Annotated in this window: 17 protein-coding genes; 10 read left to right on the top strand and 7 right to left on the bottom strand. The window is 70.1% G+C overall.

The window, feature by feature from the left end; genetic code table 11:
• Window positions 1–6 precede the first annotated feature (6 nt).
• The 7 genes from nadC to SL103_RS33245 all read left to right on the top strand — a co-directional run bounded on the left by nadC (window position 7) and on the right by SL103_RS33245 (window position 4,569).
• Window positions 7–1,071, top strand: coding sequence for a carboxylating nicotinate-nucleotide diphosphorylase (nadC, locus tag SL103_RS33275; RefSeq protein ID WP_069572657.1), 1,065 nt, complete (start codon window positions 7–9; stop codon window positions 1,069–1,071).
• A 5-nt stretch (window positions 1,072–1,076) separates the two neighbouring features.
• The gene (locus SL103_RS33270; protein ID WP_033268967.1) at window positions 1,077–1,874 is read left to right on the top strand and encodes a type III pantothenate kinase; all 798 of its coding nucleotides are present in this window, start codon (window positions 1,077–1,079) and stop codon (window positions 1,872–1,874) included.
• A gap of 93 nt (window positions 1,875–1,967) precedes the next feature.
• A complete protein-coding gene (locus tag SL103_RS33265; protein ID WP_244304101.1) occupies window positions 1,968–2,609 on the top strand; it encodes a hypothetical protein in 642 nt (213 codons plus the stop codon).
• 62 nt (window positions 2,610–2,671) lie between these two features.
• Window positions 2,672–2,851: a hypothetical protein gene (locus SL103_RS33260; protein WP_069572655.1), complete on the top strand. Its 180-nt coding sequence runs from the start codon at window positions 2,672–2,674 to the stop codon at window positions 2,849–2,851.
• A 194-nt stretch (window positions 2,852–3,045) separates the two neighbouring features.
• Entirely contained in the window at window positions 3,046–3,546 is a 501-nt protein-coding gene (locus tag SL103_RS36640) for a BlaI/MecI/CopY family transcriptional regulator (RefSeq protein WP_244304259.1), read from the top strand.
• A 9-nt stretch (window positions 3,547–3,555) separates the two neighbouring features.
• Window positions 3,556–4,074 (top strand): amino-acid N-acetyltransferase, encoded by a 519-nt coding sequence (locus SL103_RS33250; RefSeq protein WP_033268971.1) that lies wholly within the window; start codon window positions 3,556–3,558, stop codon window positions 4,072–4,074.
• 156 nt (window positions 4,075–4,230) lie between these two features.
• Window positions 4,231–4,569: a histone-like nucleoid-structuring protein Lsr2 gene (locus SL103_RS33245; protein WP_069572652.1), complete on the top strand. Its 339-nt coding sequence runs from the start codon at window positions 4,231–4,233 to the stop codon at window positions 4,567–4,569.
• On the opposite strand, the gene SL103_RS39060 is transcribed toward SL103_RS33245, so the two are convergent.
• Window positions 4,500–5,216: an SCO3374 family protein gene (locus tag SL103_RS39060; RefSeq protein WP_069572651.1), complete on the bottom strand. Its 717-nt coding sequence runs from the start codon at window positions 5,214–5,216 to the stop codon at window positions 4,500–4,502. The genes SL103_RS33245 and SL103_RS39060 overlap by 70 nt on opposite strands.
• A gap of 498 nt (window positions 5,217–5,714) precedes the next feature.
• Here SL103_RS39060 and SL103_RS33235 point away from each other — a divergent pair, with 498 nt between their 5' ends.
• Window positions 5,715–8,240, top strand: coding sequence for an ATP-dependent Clp protease ATP-binding subunit (locus tag SL103_RS33235; RefSeq protein ID WP_069572650.1), 2,526 nt, complete (start codon window positions 5,715–5,717; stop codon window positions 8,238–8,240).
• A 338-nt stretch (window positions 8,241–8,578) separates the two neighbouring features.
• On the opposite strand, the gene SL103_RS33230 is transcribed toward SL103_RS33235, so the two are convergent.
• Entirely contained in the window at window positions 8,579–11,818 is a 3,240-nt protein-coding gene (locus SL103_RS33230) for an NACHT domain-containing protein (RefSeq protein WP_069572649.1), read from the bottom strand.
• A gap of 566 nt (window positions 11,819–12,384) precedes the next feature.
• On the opposite strand from SL103_RS33230, the gene SL103_RS33225 reads away from it, so the two are divergent.
• Window positions 12,385–13,056: a M23 family metallopeptidase gene (locus SL103_RS33225; RefSeq protein WP_069572647.1), complete on the top strand. Its 672-nt coding sequence runs from the start codon at window positions 12,385–12,387 to the stop codon at window positions 13,054–13,056.
• Here SL103_RS33225 and SL103_RS33220 read toward each other — a convergent pair.
• On the bottom strand, window positions 13,038–13,649 hold the full coding sequence (locus SL103_RS33220) for a TetR/AcrR family transcriptional regulator (protein WP_069572646.1): 612 nt from the start codon (window positions 13,647–13,649) through the stop codon (window positions 13,038–13,040). The two genes, SL103_RS33225 and SL103_RS33220, sit on opposite strands and share 19 nt — an antisense overlap.
• A gap of 142 nt (window positions 13,650–13,791) precedes the next feature.
• Between SL103_RS33220 and SL103_RS33215 the strand changes: the two genes are divergently transcribed.
• On the top strand, window positions 13,792–15,414 hold the full coding sequence (locus SL103_RS33215) for an MDR family MFS transporter (RefSeq protein WP_279631179.1): 1,623 nt from the start codon (window positions 13,792–13,794) through the stop codon (window positions 15,412–15,414).
• A 474-nt stretch (window positions 15,415–15,888) separates the two neighbouring features.
• On the opposite strand, the gene cseC is transcribed toward SL103_RS33215, so the two are convergent.
• The 4 genes from cseC to SL103_RS33195 form a co-directional block, all read right to left on the bottom strand.
• Window positions 15,889–17,193 carry a two-component system sensor histidine kinase CseC gene (gene cseC / locus SL103_RS33210; protein ID WP_069572644.1) on the bottom strand — a complete coding sequence of 435 codons (1,305 nt, stop codon included), beginning with the start codon at window positions 17,191–17,193 and terminating at the stop codon, window positions 15,889–15,891.
• Window positions 17,194–17,201: 8 nt separating this feature from the next.
• A complete protein-coding gene (cseB, locus tag SL103_RS33205; protein WP_069572642.1) occupies window positions 17,202–17,912 on the bottom strand; it encodes a two-component system response regulator CseB in 711 nt (236 codons plus the stop codon).
• A gap of 9 nt (window positions 17,913–17,921) precedes the next feature.
• Window positions 17,922–18,431 carry an LppP/LprE family lipoprotein gene (locus SL103_RS33200; protein WP_244304100.1) on the bottom strand — a complete coding sequence of 170 codons (510 nt, stop codon included), beginning with the start codon at window positions 18,429–18,431 and terminating at the stop codon, window positions 17,922–17,924.
• Window positions 18,432–18,762: 331 nt separating this feature from the next.
• Window positions 18,763–19,368, bottom strand: coding sequence for a SigE family RNA polymerase sigma factor (locus SL103_RS33195; RefSeq protein ID WP_079146108.1), 606 nt, complete (start codon window positions 19,366–19,368; stop codon window positions 18,763–18,765).
• Between the last annotated feature and the right edge of the window lie 391 nt (window positions 19,369–19,759).

Genomic DNA, 19,759 nt, shown 5'->3' with positions numbered 1-19,759 from the left:
CATCCCGTGAGCAGCATCCCCGACGACCTCCCCCTCCTCCAGATCGGCGGACCCGGTGGCGGCGCCCCCGCCGGAGGCTGCGGCGATGCCTGCGGCTGCGCCGGCGACGACGACGCGTACGAGATCGACCCGCTGACCTGCGGGCTCGACCCCGACCTGGCGGCGCTCCTGGTGAACGCCGGACTCGACCCCGTCCAGGTCGAGGACATCGCGCACCTCGCCGTCGAGGAGGACCTCGACCAGGGAGTGGACGTCACGACCGTGGCGACCATCCCCGAGGACGCGGTGGCCACCGGCGACTTCACGGCCCGCGAGGCCGGTACGGTCGCCGGGCTGCGGATCGCCGAGGCGGTGCTGTCCATCGTGTGCACCGACGAGTTCGCGGTCGAGCGGCACGTCGAGGACGGCGACCGGGTCGAGGCCGGCACCAAACTGCTGAGCGTCACCACCCGCACCCGCGATCTGCTCACCGCCGAGCGCAGCGCGCTGAACCTGCTGTGCCGGCTGTCCGGCATCGCGACCACGACCCGGGCCTGGGCGGACGTCCTGGAGGGCACGAAGGCCAGGGTCCGCGACACCCGTAAGACGACGCCCGGACTGCGCGCCCTGGAGAAGTTCGCGGTGCGCTGCGGCGGCGGCGTCAACCACCGGATGTCGCTGTCGGACGCGGCACTGATCAAGGACAACCACGTGGTCGCGGCGGGCGGCGTCGCCGAGGCGTTCACCGCCGTGCGCGACGAGTTCCCCGGCCTGGCCATCGAGGTGGAGGTCGACCGGCTCGACCAGATCCCCCCGATCCTCGCCGAGGGCGCCGACCTCATCCTGCTGGACAACTTCACCCCGGAGCAGACCCGCGAGGCCGTGGAACTGGTCGCCGGGCGCGCGATGCTGGAGTCGTCGGGCCGCCTCACCCTCGCCAACGCCCGGACGTACGCCGAGACCGGTGTGGACTACCTGGCGGTGGGTGCGCTGACGCACTCCTCCCCGATCCTCGACATCGGCCTCGACCTGCGCGAGGACGACGGCCGCGGGGCGGGCTCCCCCGAGGCCGACGTGCGTGAGGACGGCTGACCGCCATGCTGCTGACCATCGACGTGGGCAACACCCACACCGTCCTCGGCCTGTTCGACGGTGAGGAGATCGTCGAGCACTGGCGGATCTCCACCGACGCCCGCCGCACCGCCGACGAGCTCGCCGTGCTCCTGCAGGGCCTGATGGGCATGCACCCGCTGCTCGGCGACGACCTGGGCGACGGCATCGAGGGCATCGCCATCTGCTCGACCGTGCCGTCCGTCCTGCACGAGCTGCGCGAGGTCACCCGCCGCTACTACGGCGACGTGCCCGCCGTCCTGGTGGAGCCCGGCGTCAAGACGGGCGTGCCGATCCTGATGGACAACCCCAAGGAGGTCGGCGCCGACCGGATCATCAACGCCCTGGCGGCCGTCGAGCTCTACGGCGGTCCCGCGGTCGTCGTCGACTTCGGCACGGCCACCACGTTCGACGCGGTCAGCGCGCGCGGCGAATACGTCGGCGGCGTCATCGCGCCGGGCATCGAGATCTCGGTGGACGCCCTGGGCGTCAAGGGCGCCCAGCTCCGCAAGATCGAACTGGCCCGGCCGCGCAGCGTCATCGGCAAGAACACCGTCGAGGCGATGCAGTCCGGCATCCTCTACGGCTTCGCCGGCCAGGTGGACGGCGTGGTCCAGCGGATGGCCAAGGAACTGGCCGAGGAGCCGGACGAGGTGACCGTGATCGCCACCGGCGGGCTCGCGCCCATGGTGCTCGGCGAGTCCTCGGTGATCGACGCGCACGAGCCCTGGCTCACCCTCATCGGACTGCGGCTGGTCTACGAGCGCAACGTCGCCCGCTCGTAGCCGGACCGCCGGGCGGGCGCCGGCGCGGCTCGCTGCCGCGCCAGCATTCACGAATTAAGCGGCTTTTGTCGGAAACGGTCGTAAAGTCGCCACATGCCAATGCCAAACGGAACCCGCGGCGGCATGGCGTTCAGCGCCGATGAGTTGCGTGTGCTCCGTCGCGCCCTCGCCCATGCCCTCCAGACGGCGGACCGCTCCGCCCCGCTCGCCGTCCTCGGCCCGGAGTGGTCGCAGGACATCCAGGAATACCTCCGGCTGGCCGAGGCCGTCGACGAGGCGGCCCGCGAAGGCGGCCGGCTGCGCGCCTTCCTCCTCGCCGACCTCGCCCGCTACCGCGAAGCCCTCCCCGGCTCGGCCGCCGGCTACCTCGCGCAGCTGAAGGAGGCACTCGGGGCCGGATACGTCCCCGGCCCCGACGACCTCGCGGCCCTGCGTTCCCTGCGCACCCGGCAGGTCGGGGCGGCCGAGCACGAACGCCGCAGCGCCCTCCTGCGGCACTGCGAGCGGCTGGCCGAACAATCCGTACGGGTCCGGCTCCGGGCGCTGCCAGGCGGCCGCTCAGCGGCCCGCGGCGGCCGGGAACGGGACCCGGAGAAGCAGCCGCCGCCCGCCCCGCAACCCAAGCGGGAGCCGGCGCCCAAGTCCCCCCGGCCCGACCGGCCGATCCCCACGCCCGGCGAGGTGTTCCCGCCGCGCCGCAAGCCGGCCCCGCCCCCCGAGAGCCGCACCGCCTGAACGCTGCGTACCCTTGCTGGGAACGCCGAAGGCTCCGCACGCCTACAAGGAGGCCGTCCGCCGTGGACTACGTCGCAGCCCTTCTCCCGCCCGTGGTGATGGCCGTCGCCTTCACCTGCCTGATCGTGACGATCGTCAAGAGCCAGGGCGGTGCGAACAAGGCCAAGGAGGACGCCGCCGTGGACGCCGTGCTCGCCGGCGCCGAAGCGGCCGGCCCGGAGCCCCGCGCGCACGGCGCCTGATTCACCCGCCGCCGGCGCCGCGGCGGCCCGCACGCGCACCGTACGGCCCGGGACCACCGTCCCGGGCCGTACGCGCGTTTCCCGGTCCACTGCAACGAGACCGCGCAACGGCGACGAGATCAACGGACATTCTGGACATCTCCCACTATTGTTCTTGTGTGCCGAGACCATTGGGTGATCTGGAAGACGCGGTCATGACGCGGGTCTGGGAGTGGAACCGCCCGGTCACCGTTCGAGAAGTCCTGGAAGATCTGCAGAAGGAACGGTCGATCGCCTACACCACGGTCATGACCGTATTGGACAACCTCCATCAGAAGGGCTGGGTGCGCCGCGAAGCAGAAGGCCGCGCCTATCGATATGAGGCGGTCTCCACTCGCGCCGCCTACGCGGCCGCACTGATGAACGAGGCATGGTCCGCCAGTGACAACCCCGCGGCCGCACTTGTCGCCTTCTTCGGCATGATGTCGCCGGAACAACGCCATGCCCTGCGCGATGCCGTACGGATGGTGCAAGCCGACGAACCGGTGGAAGACCCGGAAGGCGCACAGCGCGCGGAAGGCGCACAACAAGAGGCGGAAGAGGCGCAACAGCCGGCACCGGCGGAAGAAGACGAAGCGCGCGCCGCACAAGCCCCCGAAGCTCGATCCACGGAAGCCGATGAACCCGGAGCCGGCGCCAACGGCAAGGAGCGATAGCGTCCCGGCATGCTCCCGCATTCAAAAGGGCTCACCGTCCGCCGCGCCAGGACCGCCGATGTACCCGCCGTACGCCGTCTCATCGACGCCTACTCCCGCGACGGGATCCTGCTCGACAAAGCCACCGTCACGCTTTACGAGGACATCCAGGAGTTCTGGGTGGCCGAGCGCGACGAAGACGCCGAGGTCGTCGGCTGCGGCGCGCTCCACGTCATGTGGGAAGACCTCGCGGAGGTCCGCACGCTGGCCGTGGATCCGCGCCTGAAGGGCTCCGGCGTCGGCCATCACGTCCTGCAGAAGCTCCTGGCCACCGCGCGCTGGCTCGGAGTACGGCGCATTTTCTGTCTCACCTTCGAAGTCGACTTCTTCGTCAAGCACGGCTTCGTGGAGATCGGCGAGGCTCCCGTAGACGGTGATGTCTACAGTGAGCTGCTGCGTTCCTATGACGAGGGCGTTGCGGAGTTCCTTGGCCTCGAACGAGTGAAGCCGAACACCCTGGGTAACAGCCGGATGCTTCTGCACCTGTGATGAGTGTTCTATGTCCGAATCGCTCCCCTATCTCATGGCTACGGAAGCAAGCGTTCCCCGGTCTGCGGGCAAGTGAACCCTACCCAAGGGTTTGTGTTTTTCCCGGAAAAGCGGTTTGCTTTCCGTCGTAATCCGCATTCGATGAAAGGGAAACCGGTGGCACAGAAGGTTCAGGTTCTTCTTGTCGACGACCTCGACGGCGGCGAGGCGGAGGAGACGGTGACGTTCGCTCTCGACGGCAAGTCCTACGAGATCGACCTCTCCGACACCAACGCGCAGAAGCTGCGTGAGTCGCTCGCCGAGTTCGTCAAGGCCGGTCGCCGTACCGGTGGACGTTCCGGTGGACGTGGCAAGGCGCGTGCGGCGGCGGCTTCCGGCGGCAGCCAGGACACCGCGAAGATCCGCGCCTGGGCGAAGGAGAACGGCTACAACGTCAATGACCGCGGCCGCGTCCCCGCCGACATTCGTGAGGCATTCGAGAAGGCCAACGGCTGATCGCCGCAGGCGCGGTCCGATTGGGCATTACGAGCACGCAACAACCGGGCACGGTGGCACTCCGTCGCCGCCGAGCTCACGAGCCGTACGAGGTCGGGGGCGCCCCCACCGTCCCTGTTTCCTGTCCCGAGCCCCGTGGTGGGCAGGGAATTCTCCGCCTCGTACCCCGGCCGGGGAGGCCGCAGCCACACCGCGGCCTCCCGGGAGCCGAATGCGCAGGGCAGTGACGCCGTGGCGGCGTCGGCGGGGATCGCCGGCGCGGGCATCCGGTCCCCGGCCCCACGTGCCGTGAGATCAGGGGTGAGCGCGCCCCACTCCAGCCATTCCAGGATTTCCGGGAGTTCCTCGGCGCCGCCGGCCGCGATGAGCATGAGCAATTTCGGCCGATCGCTCAGGGGTTTTCCGTCCCGTCCCGTCCGCACGCACGCCACCGGGCCGGTCCGCGGCCACCGCCGCAGCACGGCGCTCCCCGCGTCCGCGGGCATCTCCAGGACGTCGAAGCACAGCCCCGTCAGCAGTTCCACCGGCTCCGAACCGGCGGTCGGCCAGCCCAGCTTGTCCTCGTACCACCGGTGGACGGCGGACGCTGCGAGGACGGCGGGGGCCCCGGCGAGAGGGCTGCGGGGGCGCGGAAGCACGCGGGCCATGCTCCGTGCAACTCCTCACACTCCAGGAAGTTACGCTGCGTACCCGCCTGCATGCGTTTCGTATCCGGGGAAGGCGTGTGGCGGGGCATTCGGAGGCGCGCGGATGTTCGCCCGTAGCGGATGGAAGAGGCCCGCGCCGCATGGAGTGTCAGTGGCAGCGGGTAAGACAGTCTCAGTGGGAAGAGACGGTGTGACCGGCGCACACGGCGCCCCGGCCCCGCCGACGGCGGGATGCGGGCGGCGTGTCGGGGACGGGCGCGTTCGCCACGGGCGTAGTGGCGGAGGGCGTATATGCCTGGCCTGCGGGAACATCGTCTCGCACCATCGAGTTGGAGCAGATGTCAGCTGTTCGGCAGTAAATTTCCCCGCCGGAGCGGGGGTGATCCGGACGGGTGTCGGCAGTTGGAATGAGCTGTCCCGCCCCGCGGGACTAGCATGCGGAAGGACAGGGAGGGGACCGACCCCTAACTGCCTGACCGCTCTGAGGAGCGATTAACGATGTTCGAGAGGTTCACCGACCGCGCGCGGCGGGTTGTCGTCCTGGCTCAGGAAGAAGCCCGGATGCTCAACCACAACTACATCGGCACCGAGCACATCCTCCTGGGCCTGATCCACGAGGGTGAGGGTGTCGCCGCTAAGGCCCTGGAGAGCCTCGGGATTTCGCTCGAGGCGGTCCGCCAGCAGGTGGAGGAGATCATCGGACAGGGCCAGCAGGCGCCGTCCGGGCACATCCCCTTCACCCCCCGTGCCAAGAAGGTCCTGGAGCTGTCGCTCCGCGAGGCCCTCCAGCTCGGCCACAACTACATCGGCACCGAGCACATCCTGCTCGGCCTGATCCGCGAGGGCGAGGGCGTCGCCGCCCAGGTCCTCGTGAAGCTCGGCGCCGATCTCAACCGGGTGCGGCAGCAGGTCATCCAGCTGCTCTCCGGCTACCAGGGCAAGGAAGCCGCCACCGCCGGCGGCCCCGCCGAGGGCACGCCCTCGACCTCCCTCGTCCTGGACCAGTTCGGCCGCAACCTCACGCAGGCCGCTCGCGAGACCAAGCTCGACCCGGTCATCGGGCGCGAGAAGGAAATCGAGCGCGTCATGCAGGTCCTGTCGCGCCGTACGAAGAACAACCCGGTCCTCATCGGCGAGCCCGGCGTCGGCAAGACGGCGGTCGTCGAGGGCCTGGCCCAGGCCATCGTCAAGGGCGAGGTGCCCGAGACCCTCAAGGACAAGCACCTCTACACCCTCGACCTCGGTGCCCTGGTCGCCGGCTCCCGCTACCGCGGTGACTTCGAGGAGCGCCTGAAGAAGGTCCTCAAGGAGATCCGCACCCGCGGCGACATCATCCTGTTCATCGACGAGCTCCACACCCTCGTGGGTGCGGGCGCCGCCGAGGGCGCGATCGACGCCGCCAGCATCCTCAAGCCCATGCTGGCGCGGGGTGAGCTGCAGACCATCGGTGCCACCACGCTCGACGAGTACCGCAAGCACCTGGAGAAGGACGCCGCGCTGGAGCGCCGCTTCCAGCCCATCCAGGTCGCGGAGCCGTCGCTGCCGCACACCATCGAGATCCTCAAGGGCCTGCGGGACCGCTACGAGGCGCACCACCGCGTGTCCATCACGGACTCCGCGCTGGTCGCGGCGGCCACCCTCGCCGACCGCTACATCTCCGACCGCTTCCTGCCGGACAAGGCGATCGACCTGATCGACGAGGCCGGCTCCCGGATGCGGATCCGCCGCATGACCGCACCGCCGGACCTGCGCGAATTCGACGAGAAGATCGCCGATGTGCGCCGGGAGAAGGAGTCCGCGATCGACTCGCAGGACTTCGAGATGGCCGCGGGCCTGCGCGACAAGGAGAAGCAGCTCCTGGCCGCGAAGACGAAGCGGGAGAAGGAGTGGAAGGCCGGCGACATGGACGTCGTCGCCGAGGTGGACGAGGAACTGATCGCCGAGGTCCTGGCCACGGCGACGGGCATCCCGGTCTTCAAGCTGACCGAGGAGGAGTCCAGCCGCCTGCTCCGCATGGAGGACGAGCTCCACAAGCGCGTCATCGGCCAGAAGGACGCCATCAAGGCGCTCTCCCAGGCCATCCGCCGTACCCGTGCCGGCCTGAAGGACCCCAAGCGTCCCGGTGGCTCGTTCATCTTCGCCGGCCCGTCCGGTGTCGGTAAGACCGAGCTGTCCAAGACGCTGGCGGAGTTCCTCTTCGGCGACGAGGACGCGCTGATCTCCCTCGACATGTCGGAGTTCAGCGAGAAGCACACGGTCTCCCGGCTGTTCGGTTCGCCTCCCGGCTACGTCGGCTACGAAGAGGGCGGTCAGCTCACCGAGAAGGTGCGCCGCAAGCCGTTCTCCGTGGTGCTCTTCGACGAGGTCGAGAAGGCCCACCCGGACATCTTCAACTCGCTGCTGCAGATCCTGGAGGACGGTCGCCTGACCGACTCCCAGGGCCGGGTCGTGGACTTCAAGAACACGGTCATCATCATGACGACCAACCTCGGCACGCGGGACATCTCCAAGGGCTTCAACCTCGGCTTCGCGGCCCAGGGCGACACCAAGTCCAGCTACGAGCGGATGAAGAACAAGGTCAACGAAGAGCTCAAGCAGCACTTCCGCCCCGAGTTCCTCAACCGTGTGGACGACACCGTCGTCTTCCACCAGCTGACCGAGGAAGACATCATCCAGATCGTCGACCTCATGATCGCCAAGGTGGACGAGCGGCTCAAGGACCGCGACATGGGCATCGAGCTCAGCGGCACCGCCAAGTCGCTGCTGGCCAAGCGCGGGTACGACCCGGTGCTCGGCGCCCGTCCGCTGCGCCGCACGATCCAGCGCGAGATCGAGGACGCCCTCTCGGAGAAGATCCTCTTCAGCGAGCTGCGTCCGGGCCACATCGTGGTCGTCGACACCGAGGGCGAGGGTGACACCGCCAAGTTCACCTTCCGCGGCGAGGAGAAGTCCGCACTGCCGGACGCCCCGCCGATCGAGTCCGCCACCGGCGGCTCGGGCCCGAACCTGAGCAAGGACGCCTGAGCGGAGTCCCGGCGAAAGCATTAATCGCCGCCGACTCCACCCCGGCGCACAACGCACATACGGCACTGCCCGGAATCGTTTCTCACGGTTCCGGGCAGTGCCGTATGTGCCGGGAGTTCTTCCCGATCCCTGGTGTTCCGGATGTGCCGTCGGAAATGCGGCCGGGCTGGGCGAGGATCTCTTTTCGGCCGTTTGTGCCGAGCACCCCCGCCCACGACGAATTCCGTGGGGAACGCCGTTCACGGGACGAATAGCGGGCGCCGATCCACGCCCGGCCCGTTTCGGAAAGCCGGGCCGGCCCGCCGGAATGCCCAGGTGGCGACGGCCGCGGCGGCCCGCTAGGAGCGAGGGCGGGGGTGCAGGGTCACTTCGACGTGCGGAGGCAGAGCGGCGGCGGGCTCCGGGCGGAGGCCGCCGAGACGGACCGTCCGCAGCTCACGTAGACCGGCCAGCGAGGGAAGGGCGATCGGCGCGTCGTTGGTCATGTGCCCGTTGTAGAGCTCAAGGGAACGCAGGTTCGGGAGCGCGGGGAGGACCGCCCGCAGCATCGCGCTCAGACAGGGCACGGACACCCGCCCCATGTTGAGGAGGACCAGCGTCCTGACCTGAGGGAGCCGGAAGCCGGACGGGACGTGCAGTGAGACCTCGTCCGACGCGACACCCAGCGCCAGCCAGTCCAGCTCGGGCAGCGACGCCAGCTCGCCCCACTGGTCCTCGCCGAAACCGTCGGTGAGCCGGGGCAGCTGCAGGCTGCGCAGCCGGGGCCAGGCCGCCAGCCCGGCGAAATCGGACCCGACCGGCCGGCCGAGCGTCAGATCGGTCAGCGGCGCGCCCTCGGGCAGCTCCGCGGTGCCTCCCGGCAGGCAGGTGTACAGGGACAGGCTGGTGAGCCCGGTCAGCGCGGCGAGCCCGCGCGGGGTCGGCAGATCTGTTTCCGGTGGCCCGGAGAGGTTCAGCGTGCGAAGGCCGAGTCCCGCGAGCGGGGCGAGACTCTCGACCGCGGGGCAGCCCCACAGCGACAGCCACTCCAGTGCCGGGAAGGCCCGGAGGAACGCGAGATCACTGATCACGGGGTTCTCCGTGATCGTCAGGCTCTCCAGGGGCTCGTGCACCAGCTCGTCGAGGAGTTCACGGGCGGTGAAGGAGCCGCTCACCGCCACGCGCGTACGGCCGCCGAGCGCCTTGAGCGCGCGCAGCTCCGCGGTGGTCTCCGCGGTGACCATCGCGCGCGGGTCCAGGTGCCGCAGGACGTCCTGGGCATACCGTTCGGTCTCGAACGCCCACCACGCCGAGGCGAGTTGCACCTGCGTGCCGAGCGCGGAGTGGCCGACGAACCGCTTGACGACCTCGAAGGCGGCGTCCGAGGCGAGGAGCCCCGCGGTGGCCACCACCTCCTGCGCCTCGTCGTCCGCCAGCCCGTCCGGCCCGGGCAGCAACTCCAGGACGAAAGGCCCCACCTCTGCCAGCAGCCGGGACTCCTCGCGGCTGCGGGGCGGCAGGATCGCCCGCGCCCGCTCGTGCACCTCCTGGTGCACCCGCGGGTCGAGCTCCGTCGCGTGCTCCAGGCAGGCCAGGGCGAGGAGGTGGACGCGCAGCCGGCCGCGGTCGCCCGTGAGCCCGTCGCCGTACGCGAGCAACTCCCGCAGCAGATCGGCCCGTTCGCGGGGCCGGGCGTGCGCCACCGCCATCCGGATCACGTCCTCCCACTGGGAGTCCGCCGCGTGCGCCACCAGCAGCCCGAAGTCGCCTTCCTCGACCGCCGCCTTCGCGCCCAGGTAGTCCTGGAAGGTGCGGTGGACGAACTGGATCGATCCGGGGGTCGGTTCGCGCAGCAGACCGCTGCGCAGCAGCAGGTGGCGGAAGACGGCCTCCGCGCTGCCCTGCGCCGCCGCGGACGGGACGGCCGGCAGCGCCTCCGCCACGGTGCGCTCCGCCCGCGCCCGGTCCAGTTCCGTCCGGCCGTTGCGGATGAGCCAGTACGCGAGCCGCTGCAGCAGCTGGATCTGCGGGGCGTCGCCGAGGTCGATGCCGGTGGGGGCGGCCATGTCGCGTTCGCGGTCGCGGCGGGAGAGCAGCATCGCCAGCGCGGCGTCGTACAGCTCCTTGCGGCCGGTGGGCAGGTAGCCGCGGCGGTCGCGGTGGAGGGCGCAGATCAGCGCGCACATCAGCGGGTTGGTGGCGAGCCGGGCCAGGTCCTGTTTGGTGTGGACGGCGGTCAGCAGCGACTGCTGGTAGCCGTCGAGCGCGGCGGTGTCCGTCCCGTCGCGGCGGGCCGCGTCGTGCCAGCGGCCGATGAACGCGGTGACCTCGGCGCGGCGCATGGGGGCCAGCGTCAGCTCGTCGAAGCCGTCGGCGGCGAGCCAGTCGTCGCGGACGGCGGAGGGGCGGGTGGTGAGCAGCCACAGGCTGTCCGGGAAGGCGTCGAGCAGGTCGCGCAGCCAGCGGCGGGCCTGCTCGCGTTCCCGGTCGGGGATCTCGTCGAGCCCGTCGACGAGGAGGAGGGCCCGCCCGGAGGACAGCACCCGGTCGGTCCAGCCGTCGGGCTGCGAGCCGGCGACGGGGCAGCCGACGGCGGCCAGGAACCGTTCGGGGGTGGGCAGCGGGGCCCCGTCGCGGGTGAGGGTGCGCAGCGGCAGGACGAAGGGGACACGGCCGTAGAGGTGGGGGAGGGGCGTCTCGGCGGGCGGTTTGGTGCACGAGACGGCCAGCCACTGGACCAGGGTCGTCTTGCCGGAGCCGGCGACGCCGCGCAGCAGCACCCGGTCCCGGCCGGAAAGGGCCTGGTCGGCGGGGGCGGGCGCGGGGGCGGCCGGACTGGGTTCGCCGCCCCACGGGCCGAGGGGGCCGACGTCGGGGGCGGCCTGCGCGGTCGCCTCCAGGCTCATGTACGCGGCGTCGAGCGGCCACCGGTCGGGGGAGTGGGCGAGGTCGATGCCGTAGAGGGTGAGCCGGCCGTGCTTACGGGCGATGTACCCGAGGTAGGTGCGCTCGAAGGCGGTGTCGGCGGCGCGGGGGGAGGGACAGCGGGCGAGGAACGCGTCCATGGCGGTGATCAGGCCGTCGAGGTTCCGGCTCTGCTGGACGAGGGTGCGGGCCACGAAGGTCGAGCGCTGGGTGAAGAAGTGCACGATGTGCAGGCAGGCGGTGTCGACCAGGGCGTCGTGCAGCAGTTCCGCGTCCCGGGAGAGGTCGCGGGCGGCCTGCGGGCTCGCGGCCCGCAGCCGCGCGGCGAGGGCGGCGGGGCCCAGGTGTACGGCCTGGACGTCGTCCATCTGCAGGTCGCCGAGGCCGCGCAGCGTGGTGGCCAGGGCGCCGGCGAGGGCGTCCTCCTCCGTGACGGGCACCGGGCGCTCGCCGGGGCCGCGGGCGCGTAACGAGCGCTCGACCAGCTCGGCGGCGAGCTTGCGCAGCTCCTTGTCGCCGAGCGTGCGCCGCTCGCCCTTGAAGGAGACCAGCCCGGATATCCGTACGGGGCCCGGGACCAGGGCGGCTCCCGGGCCCTCCTGGACGAACAGTTTCCTGACGAGCGGCGCGATCACGCTCGACGCGAGCCGGACGCCCGCTGCTGTCGGGTCCATCGTGCGGTCCGCCCTCCCCTGGTCGGTGCTGCCGGCGCGGCCAGGCTAGCCGGAAAGGGTGTGGCCGCGGTCACGAATTCGGCTTTTCCCGGGCGCCCGGAAAGGGGCATCCGACGGTGCCGGGTAATCCAGGTCACACATTCCGGAGTAACCCGGGTCACAAGAAAAGGGAATTTGATCTCGCTCCGGCGTGACATGACACACAGGCCCAGAGGGCCCTACTAAACAATTTAGGGGGAGTGGGGTGCGGAAAACGGGGGCTGCGCGGGGCCCGGCGCGGGAGGTCGGGGCGGCCCGGGCGGCCGATGGCGCCCCGCCCGCGCAACGCGGGGGTAAAGCGCCTGATCAGGCGGCTCTTCACCCCCTCGACGACTGTCCGAAATGACCTGGTTCGGGGCTTTCATTCTGATCGTTGGGCGGCTGGCAAGAGGCGGATTTCCCGCGTTTCGCGTACGGGCCCGGATAGTAGAAAGGCCCCTTGGCGGGGCGGCGATGAGCGGTTACCAAGGAATGGCGATCCCGGACCGCAGCCGGGAAAACCAATCACTTTCGGAGGAAGAACCCGCATGTCGAAGTTCACCGCCATTCGCAATTCCAAGAAGACCGCTGTGCGCAACCGCGTCGCCGTTGTGGCCGCCGGTATAGGCGTAACCGCCGCGCTCGGCGCCGGTGTCGCCTCCGCCGCCGACGGCGGTCTGCTGCACCTCACCTCGGGTGTCGGCTCGGCCGTCACCGCGCAGGCCGACGCCCAGGCCAAGGCCGCCGCCGACGCGAAGGCCGCCGCGGTCAAGGCCAAGAAGGACGCGGTCAAGAAGGCCGACGCCTGGGTCAAGCCGGTCGACAAGTACACGCTGGGCGAGCCCTTCGGCATCCCCGGCAGCCACTGGGCGCACAAGCACAGCGGTCAGGACTTCGTCGTCCCGACCGGCACCACGGTCAAGGCGGTCCACAAGGGCACCGTCGTCAAGGCCGGCCCCTGGGGCGGCGGTGACGGCCCGGCGTACGGCAACGCCATCGTGATCAAGCACGACAACGGCGTGTACACCCAGTACGCGCACCTGTCACAGATCCAGGTCCACGTCGGCCAGCAGGTCGGCGCAGGCCAGCAGATCGCGCTGTCCGGCAGCACCGGCAACTCCACCGGCCCCCACCTGCACTTCGAGGTCCGCACCGGCCCCAACTACGGGTCGGGCATCGAGCCGACCGGATTCCTGCGGGCTCACGGCGACGCCGTCTGAGCTGAATCCGGCCGGGCTGGCCGGCGGCTCGGCGGGTTGGCCGCCGTGACCAGTTCTGTGGCGACCTCGAGGATGGCCTTGCGCTTCTCCTCGGGGTCGCCCTCCACGTTCTGCATCGCGAACATGCCCGCGTGCATGGAGAACAGCGCGGTGAGGCAGCGCACCTGATCCGCCAGCTCGGATTCGGGCTCCTTGAGGAGCCCGAAGAGCGTCAGCATGCGCTCCTTGAAGGTCTCCCCGATGCTCAGGTCGCGCACCGCGGCCTGGTTCTCCTGCATGAAACGGAAGAGCGGTTCGGCCGTGCGCAGCGACTCGCTGTAGCGCCGGATCAGCTCCGTTTTCGTCTCCAGCGTGCGCGGCTGCCCTTCGGCCCAGGTGATCAGCTCGTCGATGGGCCCGGTCAGGTCCTGGAAGAGGCTGATGACGATGTCTTCCTTGGTCTTGAAGTGGTAGTACAGCGCCGCCTTGGTGACTTCCAGCTTCTCGGCGATCTCGCGCAGCGAGGTCTTCTCGTAGCCCTGCTCGGAGAACAGCTCCAGAGCGACGTCCTGGATGCGCTGGCGGGTGTTTCCCCTGCGCGCCTGTGTGCTCATGGTGCTCTCTCCTGCTCGTCGGTACTGGTCAGAGGGCTGCCCGGTCGGGCGCAGCAGAAACTTACTTGACGCCCGGCTAGTTAGCCGCCTATCTTTCCCACTGTACTGAACTAGCCGGGCGGCAAGTAAGTAGGAGTGAGTGATGGGGAAGTCGCATTCTGCGACCCCGACGGGGGACGGAAGGAACACCGCGGTGACGGACAGACCTGGATCCGGGCCGGACACGACCGGAGAGAAGCAGCCCGCGAGCGTACGGGTGGTGCTCTTCGCGCTGATGATCACCATGCTGCTCGCCATGCTGGACAACATGATCGTCGGCACCGCGATGCCGACCATCGTCGGCGAACTCGGCGGCATGAGCCACCTGTCCTGGGTGGTCACCGCGTACACCCTGGCCACCGCGGCCTCCACGCCCATCTGGGGCAAGCTCGGCGACATGTACGGACGTAAGGGCGTCTTCCTCACGTCCATCGTCATCTTCCTGGTCGGGTCGGCGCTCTCCGGCATGGCCCAGGACATGGGGCAGCTGATCGGCTTCCGCGCCGTCCAGGGCCTCGGCGCCGGCGGCCTCATGGTCGGCGTCATGGCGATCATCGGTGACCTGATCCCGCCGCGGGAACGCGGCAAATACCAGGGCATGATGGCCGGCGTCATGGCCGTCGCCATGATCGGCGGACCGCTGGTCGGCGGCACCCTCACCGACCACCTCGGCTGGCGCTGGAGCTTCTACATCAACCTGCCGCTCGGCGCGATCGCCCTGATCATGGTCACCGCCGTGCTGCACCTGCCGAAGAAGCGGTCGCAGACCCGGATCGACTACGCGGGTGCCGCGCTGCTCACCATCGGCATCACGGCCCTGGTGCTCATCACGACCTGGGGCGGCACCGAGTACGACTGGCTCTCCGGCCAGATCATCGGCCTCGGCGTCCTCGGCGTCGTCGCACTCCTCGGCTTCGTACTGGTCGAGCGCAAGGTCAGCGAGCCGGTGCTGCCGCTGCACATCTTCCGCAACGGCAACTTCTCCCTCGTCACGCTCATCGGCTTCCTGGTCGGCTTCGTGATGTTCGGGTCGATGACCTTCCTGCCGCTGTTCCAGCAGACCGTGCAGGGCGCCTCCGCCACCAACTCCGGCCTGCTCCTGCTGCCGATGCTGCTGGCGATGATGGTGGTCTCGCTGTTCGCCGGCCGGGTCACCACCCGCACCGGCAAGTACAAGGTCTTCGTCGTGGTCGGCGGCGGACTGATCACCGCGGGCCTGGCCCTGCTGTCCCTGATGGACACCGGCACCACGCGCTTCACCTCCGGCGTCTTCATGGCGGTCCTCGGCGCCGGCATGGGCTTCCTGATGCAGACCACGATGCTGATAGCCCAGAACAGCGTCGAGATGAAGGACATGGGCGTCGGCTCCTCGTCCGCCACCCTCTTCCGCACGATCGGCGGCTCCTTCGGCGTCGCGATCCTCGGCGCGATCTTCACCAACCAGGTGCAGTCCACGATGGTCCAGCGGCTCGGCAAGGCCGCCGGCGAGAAGATGACCGGCAGCGGCTCCACCATGGACCCCAAGGCCCTCCTCAAGCTCCCGCCGATGATCAAGGACGCGTACGCCCACGCGGTCGCCACCGGCACCCACCACGTCTTCCTGTGGGGCACCCTGATCAGCGTCATCGGCTTCGCCGCGGCCTGGTTCCTCAAGGAGGTACCGCTGCGCGGCGGCCCGACCAAGCCGGTCGCCGCCGACACCGAGCGGGTGCCGGCGGCTGTCTGAGCCCAGGTGTTCGTCTGCGGCGCCACGGTGGATTCCCGCCGTGGCGCTTTGCGGCGCCGCGTACGTTGGTTTCCGTCCCGCCGTGGTGGTTTCGCGCCGTGGCGCCTGCGGCGGGCCCTTCCGCTGCGCTTTGCTGACGCCCACGTTTTCGGCTTCCCCGCCGTTGCGCCTGCGGCGGGCCGGGTGGGTGTCGGGTGCGGTGCCGGCCCTCCGGACTTCGTCCTGCGATCCGCCCCCTCCCGTGGGAGGGATTGTTGAAGGCCGGTGGGGGCGAGCGTCGTTACTGACGCTCGCCCCCACCGGCCTTTACTTCTTCCCCTACGGGAGGGGACGCGCCGCAGGACGAAGTCCGGAGGAGCGGCACCGCACCCGACCACCCACGCCCGCCGCTGGGGGTACCTCCCACGCCCTTCAGGCAGTGGGGGAGCCACGGCGAACAACCACCACGGCGGGACGGACAACAACGTGGGGCGATCACCGCTCCGGCAGATGCAGTACCGGAAAGCTCCCCGTATTCGTCGGGGCGTTCTCCGGGAGCCAGAGGACGGAGACCGCGCCGGTCGAACCGTCCGTGAGTACGTCCGCGTTGCGGAACGTCAGCCGGGCGCCCAGCACCCGCGCCTGGCCGGCCGCGATGGTCAGGCCCAGGCCGTGGCCACGGCCCGCACGGTCGCTGCTTCCGGTACGGAACCGGCTGGGCCCCTCGCGCAGCAGCGCCTCCGGGAACCCCGGGCCGTGATCGCGGACCCGCAGCACCCGGCCCTCCACCGTCACCTCGATCGGTGGCCTGCCGTGCCGCGCCGCGTTCGCGATGAGGTTGCCCAGGATCCGCTCCAGACGGCGTGGATCCGTGGTGACCTCGGCCTCCCGCACGACATCGACGGTGATCTCCGGATCGAGGGCGCGCACCCGGCGGGCAACGAACTCGCCGAGCACCACGTCCTGCAGCTCCGCCCGCTCCGCATGGCCGTCGAGCCGCGCCACCTCCAGCACGTCCTCCACCAGCGTGCGCAGCGCCTGCGCCCGGTCCCGTACGAGCTCCGAGGGGCGGCCGGGCGGCAGCAGCTCGGCCGCGGTCAGCAGACCGGTCACCGGCGTACGCAGCTCATGGGCGATGTCCGCGGTCACCCGCCGCTCCGCCTCGATGCGCTCCTGAAGGGCGTCCGACATCGCGTCCACGGCCCACGCCAGGTCATCGGTCTCGTCCCGCACCCGCCCGCTGCCGACCTCGTCGCGGATCCGCACCGACGTGTCACCGTCGGCCAGCTTGCCGGCGGCCGCCGCCGCCTTGCGCAACCGCTTCGACAGCCGGCCACCGACCAGCACACCCAGCGCACAGCCACCGACCACCACCGCGGTCGAACCGATGACCAGCGCCTGGTCCAGGTCGTCCAGAACGGCGAAACGGTCCGGGAAACGGTCGTGCATCGACAGCACCCGGCCGTCGCTGAGCGGCGTGGCGGCCCACACCTCGGGGGCGGTCTCCCCGGTGTCCTGGAGGTAGGTGGCGCGCTCGTTCTCCGAGACCTCCCGGCGCAGCGCCGGCGGCAGCGCGGGATCGTCGATCTTCGCGCCGAACTGCAGACGGTTGGTCGACTCGAAGATCTTCTGCGTGAAGTTCAGCCGCTCGACCTGCACGTCACGGCTGTTGTCCAGCATCGAGTGACGGGCGGCGTTGTGCACGACAAGGCTCAGCGCGATCGCGACCAGCGCTCCGACGAGCGCGATCGCCGCGCTGAGCTTCCATCTCAGCCCCGTCCGCAGGGCCAGCCTGACCACCGGAGGTGTCAGCCTCTCAGCTTGTAACCGAAGCCGCGGACCGTCTCGATCCGGTCCTGGCCGATCTTGCCGCGCAACCGCTGCACATGGACGTCCACCACCCGGGTGTCACCACCCCAGCCGTAGTCCCAGACCCGCTCCAGCAGCCGGTCGCGCGAGAGGACGGTACCCGGTGCGTTGGAGAACTCCAGCAGCAGCCGCATCTCGGTGGGCGTCAGCGCGACGTTCTCGCCGCCCTTGCGCACCTCCATGCCCTCGGTGTCGACCTCCAGATCACCGAAGCGCAGCACCGCCTCCACCGGATCGTCCGCGTCCCCCGCCGCGGGCCGGGCACCGTTCGGGCCACTCGCGTGACCGAAGCGCCGCAGCACCGCACGTATCCGGGCGACCAGCACCGCCCCGTCGAACGGCTTGGTGACGTAGTCGTCCGCGCCCGCCTCCAGCCCCAGCACCACATCGATGGAGTCGGCCCGCGCCGACAGCATGATCACCGGCACCGTCGACTCGTCGCGGATCCGCCGGCACAGGCTGACGCCGTCGAGGCCCGGCACCATCACATCGAGCAGCGCGATGTCGGGACGGTTGGCGCGGAACGCCTCCAGCCCCGCCAGCCCGTCGGGCATCGCGGTGACCGTGAAACCGTCCCGCTCCAGCGCCAGCTGCGTAGCCTCGCGGATGACGTCGTCGTCCTCGACGAAAAGCACATGGGTCTCGGCCATGCGGTTGTCTCAACCCTCCGATCCCGTGCCGTCGCCCGGCGTGCCGCCGTCGACGGTGGTCTTGCTGTAGTCGGTGTGATACCGGCGGTGCGGTGTGAAGTGGCCGCCGGACCAGCGGTACGTCATCACATCTTCCCCGGACGGGCAGCACACCTTGTCCCCCGCGGCATAGGTCTGCTTGGAGACCTCCAGCTCGCCCTTGTTGACCCCGGCGTAGACCGACGGCTGCTCATTCGCATACACGTTGTCATACCCGTCCTTCGCGCCGGCGTGCCTGCGATAGACGTAAGAGCCGATCCCCACGGAATCCGCGCAGGTCATGACGTTGACGATGACATCGGGAGACGTGCTGCCGGTCACCGACGCATACGTCACCTCGACCGGGTACTCGTCCGCGGCGCACGGCTTGTAGAGGGACTTCTTCACGTCCGCGCTGACCTTCGGGTCGTCCTTCATCAGCTGGACGGCGTCGACCTTCTTGTGGCCGGCGGTCGAGGCCGGGCTCGGCGCACTGCTCACCGCGCCCTTCGGCGCGGGCGTGGTACTGGCCGAACCCTCACTGCGGACCCCCTCGCCCCCCGGATTGCATCCGGCCAGCAAAAGGCCAACGGCGGCCACACCTGCCGTGGCCGCGCCGCCTTTGGTCAACCCGGTCCTGGTCAACCTGTTCCTGGACAATCCGCTCCCGCTCACCGCGCTGCTCGCACAGCCGCCGATCCCGCTGCTGCTCCTGATGTGATTGTCGCGCGTCGAGCTGTGAACGTTACGGCCTCGGCTTGCGTGACCGTTTTCACACGTAATGTCGCGCTGTTCGACGTCCGGCTCCGCACCGGGAACCGCCGGCCACCGGTCAGGCCGCGCACCGCTCCCGCTCCTGCTCGCCGCGCTCCAGCATCCGCGCGTCGATGTCGCGGGCCTGCAGCTCCTGACGCAGCCGGGCCAGCGCACGGTGCAGCGTGCTCTTGACGGTACCCGTCGACATGCCGAGCGCGGCGGCGGTCTCCTCCGTGCTCATCTGCTCCCAGTGCCGCAGCACGACCACGCTGCGCTGCTTGGGCGCCAGCACCCCGAGGATGTCCATCAGCAGGGCGCGGTCGGCACGCTGCTCGGTGCCGTCGTCCACGCTCGCGTCCGGGAGCTGCTCGGTGGGCACCTCCTCCAGCTTGCGCGCCCGCCACCACTCCGTACGGGTGTTGATCATGACGCGGCGGAGGTAGGCGTCGGCCAGCGACTTGTCGGCGATGCCGTCCCAGCGGCCGTACGTGCGCACCAGCGCCGTCTGCAGCAGGTCCTGGGCGTCGACCGGGTCGGGCACCAGGCGCCGGGCGCTCCGCAGCAGGGCCTCCTGCCGCGTACGCACGTACTCTTCGAAGTCCAGTACCTTGCCGCCGCTGGTCGCCATTCCGACGCCTCCGATCCGCTTGCGATTCCCCACGTTGACCGTGCTGGCGGTCATCTCCAGCACGAGGGAGACGCTACGGAGGGGGTGTTGCGACGTAATGTGCGTGGGGCCCACAACGAGTGCACGGAAAACCCTCGGTTGTGTAACAGCCCGCCGGGCCTCATACCTCGGACGGACGCCGGCGCTACGCGGGTCATACTCGGGACGGACAACCGCCCCACCGCAGGGCCTACGAGCCCCGCCGGGCCACCCCGCGACCCCTGCGGCCATCGCTATCCGGCCAGTTAGCCATCATCTTTCGGTCATTAGGTTCGATGGTTTGCTGGGTTTGTTGGGCTTGTCGGGTTAACCCGAAGGTGGCCGGGAGCCGGCAGGGTCCGCCCTGGAGGGCGACTGACGCCGGGCGGACGGATGGGCGGCACTCCGGGCCGGGACCGGCATCCGG

Origin of the sequence: Streptomyces lydicus (assembly GCF_001729485.1) — a bacterium.
Taxonomy (GTDB): Bacteria; Actinomycetota; Actinomycetes; order Streptomycetales; family Streptomycetaceae; genus Streptomyces; species Streptomyces lydicus_D.
The sequence above is the reverse complement of the archived record's forward strand: the minus strand, read 5'-3'. Positions and strand labels throughout refer to the sequence as shown.

What these genes read in the sequence shown, in the direction of transcription:
- SL103_RS33270 (WP_033268967.1), top strand. Translation starts at nt 1,077, where the DNA reads ATGCTGCTGACCATCGACGTGGGCAACACCCACACCGTCCTCGGCCTG.
- SL103_RS33265 (WP_244304101.1), top strand. Translation starts at nt 1,968, where the DNA reads ATGCCAATGCCAAACGGAACCCGCGGCGGCATGGCGTTCAGCGCCGAT.
- SL103_RS36640 (WP_244304259.1), top strand. Translation starts at nt 3,046, where the DNA reads ATGACGCGGGTCTGGGAGTGGAACCGCCCGGTCACCGTTCGAGAAGTC.
- SL103_RS33250 (WP_033268971.1), top strand. Translation starts at nt 3,556, where the DNA reads ATGCTCCCGCATTCAAAAGGGCTCACCGTCCGCCGCGCCAGGACCGCC.
- SL103_RS39060 (WP_069572651.1), bottom strand. Translation starts at nt 5,216, where the DNA reads ATGGCCCGCGTGCTTCCGCGCCCCCGCAGCCCTCTCGCCGGGGCCCCC.
- SL103_RS33235 (WP_069572650.1), top strand. Translation starts at nt 5,715, where the DNA reads ATGTTCGAGAGGTTCACCGACCGCGCGCGGCGGGTTGTCGTCCTGGCT.
- SL103_RS33230 (WP_069572649.1), bottom strand. Translation starts at nt 11,818, where the DNA reads ATGGACCCGACAGCAGCGGGCGTCCGGCTCGCGTCGAGCGTGATCGCG.
- SL103_RS33225 (WP_069572647.1), top strand. Translation starts at nt 12,385, where the DNA reads ATGTCGAAGTTCACCGCCATTCGCAATTCCAAGAAGACCGCTGTGCGC.
- SL103_RS33220 (WP_069572646.1), bottom strand. Translation starts at nt 13,649, where the DNA reads ATGAGCACACAGGCGCGCAGGGGAAACACCCGCCAGCGCATCCAGGAC.
- SL103_RS33215 (WP_279631179.1), top strand. Translation starts at nt 13,792, where the DNA reads ATGGGGAAGTCGCATTCTGCGACCCCGACGGGGGACGGAAGGAACACC.
- cseB (WP_069572642.1), bottom strand. Translation starts at nt 17,912, where the DNA reads ATGGCCGAGACCCATGTGCTTTTCGTCGAGGACGACGACGTCATCCGC.
- SL103_RS33195 (WP_079146108.1), bottom strand. Translation starts at nt 19,368, where the DNA reads ATGACCGCCAGCACGGTCAACGTGGGGAATCGCAAGCGGATCGGAGGC.